Raw genomic sequence first — 6,175 nt, 5'->3', positions numbered from 1 at the left:
GCCTTTTCTTTGGTTCGTTTCTTTTGGCGAAGCAAAAGAAATGAACCGGCCCGCCCGGCCGCTAAGGGCATCAATCAACCGCGCCGCAGGCGCTAGGCGTTTAAAAGCCTTTGCAGTTGCAGTTGCAACCACCACGCCGGAGAAGAAAGCAGCAATCATCATCTCTCCCCTCCTCACATGATCAGCCGGACGCCGGACATCACTTCGACGATGATCTGCTTCAGATCACACTCCACCCGCTGATCCACCCCGCTCTTCAATCCCCCCAGATAAATTTCCGCCCCCACCTGATCGTTCACCACATTCAGCGAGCTGCTGCTGGCAGTCAGGCTCAGCGACGAGCTGACGCCGGTCATGCTGATCGAACTACTGTTGCCCACCAGATTCATGCTGGTGGACATCCCCACCATGCCCATGCTGGTGGTCATCCCGGTCATGCTGGTGTCGTCCACCATCCCCGTCATGCTGGTACCGGTGCGCATGCCGGTCATGCTCATGCTGGTGACCATGCCGGTGGCGTCCATGCTGGTGACGCTGCCGGTGGCCGATACGCTCTGGTGCGAGCCGGTCATCGACATGCTCTGGTTACTGCCGGTAAGGCTGGTGCTCTCGGCTACGCCGGTGATGTTGCTGTTGCTGGTCATGCCCACCATGCCGACGCTGGTGGCCACGCCCACGGTGCTGAGGCTGCCGGTCATGGCGGTGACCGAGGTGTTGAGATCGACGTTGTGCAGACTGGTGTTGCTGGCCACGCCGGTCATGATGTGGGCGTTGACGGTGTTGCCCACCTGCACCGCGGCCGACAGCGAGTTACCCACGGTGATCGAGGTGTTGTCGCTGTTGCCGATCATGGTGTTGCTGCCGGTGCTGTTGCCGGTCTGGGTGCTCTGGTTCCAGGTGTTGCCGAAGGTTTCCACCACGCTGGCGTCCACCGCGCCGGCGGCGGCGGGGTAGCTCGATTCGTTCAGTTGCAGGCCAGTGTCGTACCGGCCACGCACCATGTGGCTGAAGCTGCGGCCGGTGGCAGAGAAGTTCGTGTTCTCCTTGGCCCAGCTATTGCCGTAGTTGCAGCCGTACGACCACGATTCGCCGAGCATGCCGTCGGCGCGTTGCTCAGACGTGTTGTAGCTGTAGTTACCGCCCTGCGAATAGCCCGCGTCGCGGAACACGCCACGCGCGTAGGCGGCGGTGACCAGGTTGACCGCGTTGTCCAGGTCGTAGCGGGAGGTGGCGCCGAAGCTGATGCGCTTGCCGTCGCTGTAGCTGGTGGAAAAGCTGTTGCCCACGTGGCTGCTGGCCTGCCAGCCCGACGGCACGATGGTCTGGCTGCCATTGCTTTGCAGGATGCTCTGGATCTCGGGCAGCTCCGATTCGTCCTGCGCGCGCGCCACGGTGACGGTGACGCCGTATTCCGGCACCGTCTGCATGTGCGATGCCAGCTTCACCCACACCGGCTGGCTCTGGTCATCGTCCACCGTGAAGCGCACGTAGACGCCCATTGCCTTCAGTTCTCTCTGGTCGCCCTCACCGTCGAGCAGGCTGGCGGTTTCGGGGGAGTAGACATGCTTGTCGTACCAGCGCCAGTTGGGCGGCGCCGGGGGCGGCACCACGGTGGCCAGCACCGCGCCCTGCTGGGTATCCGCCAGCGAGAACGGCGCCAGCGAGCCGGCGGCATCCACCGCCTGGAACTGGTTGCGATAGCTGCCATCCAGACTGGCCTCGTGCTTGACCGAGGTCAGCACGAAGGTGTGCCCTTCCAGCGACAGCCGCACCGGCTGCGGGTTGGCCTGCCAGGGCTTGGCACTGACGCTGAACTGGTGCCCGGGATGGAACAGCGGGCAGGTGGCGGCGCCGGAGAACTGGCTGCCGGCGGTGGTCAGCGACAACTGGGTGCGGCCGGAGAACTCCTGGAGTTCGTCGTGGCTGCAACCGTACTGGTAGATCTTGTACTGGCGGAATGGCAGCTCGCCGGTATCGGCCAGCGCGGCATGGCGGTACGAGGTAGTGACGGCCACTTCGTCGCGCTCCCAGGCGGCCTCCTGGCGGGTGGCGGTGCCGGTCACGCCGCTGGTCTGCATCGATTGCTGGTAGCTGAACTGGCTGAGCAGGTCCGGCTCGTGCAGGCCCAGTTCATCCAGCGCGGTCTGGGTGTAGCGCAGCGGACGGCGGTCGGCATAGACCTGCGGGTAGTCGGGCCGGTTGAGGAACACCACGGTGTGGCCGGTGGCGCTATGGCTGATGTAGTAGCTGATGTGCGCCTTGCCCATCAGCCGGCGCAACAGTTCATAGTCGCTCTCGCCGGCCTGCATCCAGTCCTGCACCCGCTCGGTGGCCAGGTTGTCGGCGCCGCCGATGCCGGCCACCGAGTAGGCGATACGATGGCGCTTCATCAGCGTCTCGATCATGTCGCGGATGCACTGGTGCGGGTAAATCTGGTAGCGGTTGGTCAACGTCAGCTTGTACAGCGCGGGCTTCATCGTGGCGCGGTAGACGCCGGGGTCTTCCATCGACAGCGTGGTGATGATGCCGTTGAACAGCGCCAGCCCGTCGCCCGGATCGCCGCCCCTCACCGCCTGGGCGAAACGCTCGGCCACCGCCGCCTGCCCGCTGGGCGACGGCAGGTGGATGCCGACGGTGACCGGGCGGCCGATCAGGTCGGCAAAGCGTAGCGAACGCGTCTGTCCGACGAATTGCGCCTGCTTGGGCACGTCGCTGTCCGAATGGGTATCGGCATGCAGTTCAAGCTGGAAGTCGAACGGTTCGGATACGCCCTCCTGGCCGGAGAAGCTGGTCAGGCGGAAGGTCTCGTCGCCGATGAAGTTATTGTTACCCGGCAGGAAAACAGCGCAATGCAGGTACGGCGCCCGATTGGCGACGGTCTGAATCTGCATCTCGCCGATGTCGGCATTCAGCACGCGATCGTTCATGCGGCGGCTCCAAAGGCAGGTAACAGGAAGCGCACTTCGCGTGGTGGGCGCAGTGAACTCGGCCCCAGCAGCCTGGCATCGCGGCCCAGGCGCCCGGCACCGGCAGTGCCCGCGCGTTGCTGTTCGCGGCGGGTGGGCAACCAGGCGGTGTGCGACAGCCGCAGGCCGGCACCGGGGCCGCCTCCGGACACTATCGGGCGCGGCGGCACGGCGTCGTCGGCCACCTGCAACACCACTTCGGCGTCGAAGCGACGATCCAGCAGAAAGGCCACCAGCGCGGCAAAGGCCGCGTGACCGGCCCCTTGCCCACGCTGCCGGGCCTCGGCGTCCGGCGTGGGGTGCTCGCCGACGCGATGCGTCGGCGCAATGCTGGCGCCCGGCAGCAATTCGGCCACCCGGGCGTAGGGCAGCGGATCGATCGTCAGCCGCACCCGCGCCTGCTGGTCCCACACCTTGCTGCCCAGCAGGCTGGTCTGGCCCAGCCGGTTGCCGCGCCGCCCCAGCAACTGGCGGTCGCCATCCTCCAGCTTGCGCCAGGCACCGACCATCTGCGTCAGCCGCACCGGTACGCCCAGGTACAGCGACAGCACGTGTTCGACGGTGCTGCCGGTACGGCGGCAGTTGGCCATCAGCCCGGCCAGCCCCAGCCAGGCGCGCTGCGGCAACGGCAATTGCTGCGCCAGCTCGGGCAGGCCCACGCCCATCAGCGCGCCCAGGTATTGCGCATAGCGCGTTTCGGATGGATACAGGTGATTGACCGCGATTTCCTGCCGCCCCTTGAGGTTGTGGCGCAGCACGTTCATGCGGTGGTTGAACAGATCGAGGAAGGCGGCGAACGCCGGGGAGCCGCCACGCTGCTGGTCGCGCACCCATTCGGTGTACGGCTCGGGCAGCGGGCCAAGCTCGCCGGCCACGCAGTAGTTGGGCGTGGCCAGGTCGATGCGTGCCGGCAGGTCGTGCTGCCGCGCGGCATGGCCGGCCACGCCCCGGTCGGCCGGCTCGCGCCAGACCAGGCCCGTGACTTCGCGCCCGGGGAACGCCGCCGACAGATCGCCACGGAAGCGCACGCGGTCGTCCATGCGCCACACCGCCAGCGGCGGGCGCTTGCCGTGCGCATTGGCGACACGCGGCTTCCAGCGCAGCAGGCGCACCAACTGAAAGACGTTGAAACGTCCGTAGTCGGTACGCAACTGCTCGCTCAGAGGACGGGCTGTGCGCCAATCAGCGGTGGCCATGATTTCAGCGTTCCTTTGACGTCCTGCACTTCAAGCGACAGTTCGACCAGGGTGTTGAGCGAGGCGTACAGCGCCAGGAAACGGCGCAGCACCTCGGCGAACAGCACGGCGCTCGCCTCCTCGAAATTGCTGCGATCCAGCGCCAGGTCGATGTGCACGCCCTGGGCGAAACCGCGCCAGCCTTCGCGCCCGACGTGGCGAACCACGGGGCGGCAACGTATTTCCTTGATGCTGTCGATCTGCTTCAGCCCGTTCACGCTCATCGGCCCGACGTGCAGGCTGAGCATGTCCTTCAGCGCCGACAGCGCCAGCGGCCCCTCGGCCAGCGACAGGTGGTTGAGCGCCAATTGCGACGCCAGCGCCCACGGCCGGTCGCCGATCAGTTGCGGCGTCTGGTGCGCGGTGGGCTTGCTGACGATGCGGATCGCCTGCACCGGGCCAGCGCCTTCCAGTTGCAGCAGATCGCCGACGCGCAGTTGTTCCGGCAGGCGGCGGTTGGTACACAACGCGCGGCCGCCGATCACCTCGTCGGTGGGCTGGTCGGGATCGAACTGGGTATCGAGCAGCGACACATAGGTTTCGGTACCGGCCACCTGCGCCAACTGGCTGACCTCGCGCCGGGTGACGTAGAAGTAATCCTGCTGCGCCAGCTTCTGCGCCTCGTCCATGGCGAAGTACGGCGCCAGCGGGCGCGGGCTGGCGTTGGGGCGGATCGACACCAGTTCCTCGATGGCGTAGATCTCGACATTGCGGTGGTGCTGGATGTCGGCGCGCAGCCGGTATTCGTATTGGGTCTGGTCCAGCGGCAGCGGCTCGATGCGCTGCGAGAACAGGTTCACCAGCGGCACGCAGTTGAGCTTGAGCACGCCCGGCACGAAGGTGAGGGTCTTGTTGGGCGGCAGGTCGAACAGGAACAGCAGCTCGGCCTCGTCGTCCGCGCCGGTGAAATCCAGCCCGTTCAGTTCGAAGAACAGGAATTTCTCGGGGAAGGCGAAGTATTCCTGCAACAGCCGGTAGCCCGGGTGCGTGTGCGGGCTGGCGACCAGCATGGCGTCGTCGCGCTCGAAGCCGCACCAGCTCAGCGCCTCGGGCGGCAGCTTGCGCAGATGCGCCGCATCGCCGCGCCCGGCGCGCAGCGCCACGCCGACCAGGTTCAGCGCCAGCATGTCGTACAACTGCCAGGCGTGCTTTTCCTCGTCGTTGATGTAAAAGCGCAGCCGGCCGGGGTTGATGTCCTGCAAGCGTTCGTTGCCCTGGCGCCGCACGGTGACACGCAGTACGGAGCGGGTATCGCGCAGCGCCGCGTTGCCGTGGCCCTTGAGGAAGTCGTATTCCTCGGTGGGCGTGACCTTGACTTCGGTCACCGTCAGCGGCCACAGCGGCGTTTCGGCGCAGGTGCGCATCCGGCACGGCAACTTGCGCCCCTGGTCGTTGGTGGCGTTGACGTACATCTGCCGATCACGCGCCAGGGTGACGCCCTTGGCGAAATTCGCGCCACTGGGGTTGACCTCGATCTCGGCCACCATCATCGACGGCACCGGTGCTTCGAGATGCGGGTACAGAAAGTGCAGCAGGGTGTTGGGCAGCGTGGCCTGCTGCACTTCCATCTGGTAGTTCAATCGACCGGCCAGGAAGGCGAACGACTGCATCAGCAGTTCGACATGCGGATCCTGGCTGCGCCCGCGCGACAGCGACAGCGCCTGCGCCACCTGCGGGTAGCCCTGGGCGAACTCGGCCGCGTCTTCGCGCAGGGCGAAGAGTTCGCGGACGAAGTAGTCCTTGAGGCGGGTGCCGTAGGCGGGGGTGGTCATTGGGGGGCCTCGCCGGCCAGGCCTGGGACGATGGCCGCTGCGGTTGCTGCTGCGGCGGCGGTTGCCACGGCAACTGCAACTGCAACTTCTGAAAGGCTGAGCGCCTGCGGCGCGGTTTGATTGATGCCCTTAGCGGCCGGGCGGGCCGGTTCATTTCTTTTGCGTGGCCAAAAGAAACGAACCAAAGAAAAGGCCACCCGCG

4 protein-coding genes are annotated in these 6,175 nt (G+C 66.2%); all 4 read right to left on the bottom strand.

Features of this window, described 5'->3' with window-relative positions; genetic code table 11:
• Positions 1-173: 173 nt before the first annotated feature.
• On the bottom strand, positions 174-2,927 hold the full coding sequence (locus tag FAZ21_RS19700) for a contractile injection system protein, VgrG/Pvc8 family (protein ID WP_136775139.1): 2,754 nt from the start codon (positions 2,925-2,927) through the stop codon (positions 174-176).
• Positions 2,924-4,162, bottom strand: a complete 1,239-nt coding sequence (gene tssG / locus FAZ21_RS19695; RefSeq protein ID WP_136775138.1) for a type VI secretion system baseplate subunit TssG — start codon at positions 4,160-4,162, stop codon at positions 2,924-2,926. The genes FAZ21_RS19700 and tssG overlap by 4 nt, the downstream gene beginning before the upstream one ends.
• Positions 4,126-5,973, bottom strand: coding sequence for a type VI secretion system baseplate subunit TssF (gene tssF, locus FAZ21_RS19690; protein WP_136775137.1), 1,848 nt, complete (start codon positions 5,971-5,973; stop codon positions 4,126-4,128). Before tssF ends, tssG begins: the two co-directional genes overlap by 37 nt.
• Positions 5,970-6,175, bottom strand: a 206-nt coding sequence (locus FAZ21_RS20675; RefSeq protein ID WP_211243540.1) for a hypothetical protein, incomplete at its 5' end; no start/stop codon positions are given. The genes tssF and FAZ21_RS20675, both read right to left, overlap by 4 nt.

The sequence above is a fragment of the Chitiniphilus eburneus genome, from assembly GCF_005048205.1.
Taxonomy (GTDB): Bacteria; Pseudomonadota; Gammaproteobacteria; order Burkholderiales; family Chitinibacteraceae; genus Chitiniphilus; species Chitiniphilus eburneus.
Note: the sequence above shows the minus strand (reverse complement) of the source record. Positions and strands in the feature narration are given on the sequence as shown.